We start from the raw sequence: 1,490 nt of genomic DNA, 5'->3' as shown, positions 1-1,490 counted from the left end.
CGCCGCCGCGGACGCGCTGGGACCCGTGCCACGCTCCTGACCCGGCGCCCGATCGCCCTCACCGGCTGACCGCCCCCAGCGCCCCACCCCACCTCATCGGGGGACCACCCGACCGCCTCCGAGCCGACCACCTCGGCGCCACGGTCGCCAAAAACGCCGCTGTTGACCGAGGACACGGGGCACATCGGTCGGGAGTGAGCCGACGACATCGTCCCGGGACTCCTCGCCGGGGCGCGGGCGCGGTATCTTTCGCGCTGGGTGAAGCCGATACGGCTGAGTGAAACCAAGGCCAACGAAAGGCGACCGGCGCGGGAGGCGTCGAGGTGCGGGCTGGTGCCGGTGCGGCGCATTCTTGCTGTGGCCACCTGACGGCAGGCGGACGAGGACAGACCGATGACTGGGAGCGCCGAGCCGGCGGACCACGCGCTGGATGGCCTGGCCGTCCTGCTCAACGGGGCCGTGGCGGACGCGATCCGCGCTGCCCGCGGCTTCGCGGGGGGCGTGTACCTGCGCACGTCCACGCCCGGCCTGCTGAGACTGGCCGTACTCGCGGGCCTGCCCGACCAGTTGTTCCGTTCCTGGTGGCGGCTGCCCCTGGACCGGCCCTTCCCCGCCGCCGACTGCTACCGGCAGGGCATGGAGGTGCTGCTCGCCGACGCCACGGAGACGATGCGCCGTTATCCGCAGCTCGCGGCCGGTCTGCCGTTCCAGTTCGGCTCGCTGTACGTACCCGTGACGGGCTCCTCGACCTCCTTCGGCGTCCTGACGGTGCTGCGCCCCTCGGCCTCGGACGCCACCGACGTACTGCCGGACCGCGACCGGATGACGGCGGTGGCGGAGAGTCTGGGCGCCGCGCTGTCGGCCCGGGAGAAGGACGGGTCCGACGTCACGTGGGACAGCGAACCGTTGTGCGTGCGCCCGCCCGCCGACGGTCCCTCCCCGCGGTGCGCCGGTCGGTTCGCCTGGGATCCGGCCGGCGGCACGGTCACCGCGGACGACGCGTTGTTGTCCCTGCTCGGTACCTGCGCGGGGGTCTTCCCCGGGACACCGGAGGCGCTCGCCCGAGGGCTGTCCCCGCGGGATCCGCACGCCCTGCTGGCCGCGCTGCACGAGACCGCCGCCGGTCGCCCGCCCGCCCATCCGCTGCCCCTGTACCCGTCGGACGGCGGCCTGTTCCTGCTGCACCTGTCACCCGGACACGACGCGTCCGACCCGCCGTTACGGGTCTGCGGGACGGTCGTCGACCCGGGCCCGGGGCCGGCCGCGGCCGGTGCGGCCGACCTCCTCCCGGAGGGTGTGTTCGCACTGGACCGGCTCGGGTTGATCACCTACGTCAATCCGCGCGCCGCCGAGCTTCTCGGCCGTCCGCACGGGGAACTGCTCGGGCGACCGCTGTGGCAGGCCGTGCCCTGGCTGGACCAGCCGTCCTACGAGGACCATCTGCGCGGCGCGCTGCTGTCGCCCGAGCCGGTGCACTTCCGGGTCGCTCG

Annotated in this window: 1 protein-coding gene; it reads left to right on the top strand. The window is 74.2% G+C overall.

Annotated features, from left to right (window positions below; translation table 11 throughout):
* Positions 1-393 precede the first annotated feature (393 nt).
* A partial coding sequence (locus ABZV34_RS39355) for a PAS domain-containing protein (protein ID WP_356288066.1) occupies positions 394-1,490 on the top strand: 1,097 nt, incomplete at its 3' end.

This window comes from Streptomyces sp. NPDC005195 (genome assembly GCF_040608315.1).
In the GTDB taxonomy this organism is placed as follows: Bacteria; Actinomycetota; Actinomycetes; order Streptomycetales; family Streptomycetaceae; genus Streptomyces; species Streptomyces kaempferi.
This window is presented reverse-complemented; position numbering and strand designations above follow the sequence as displayed.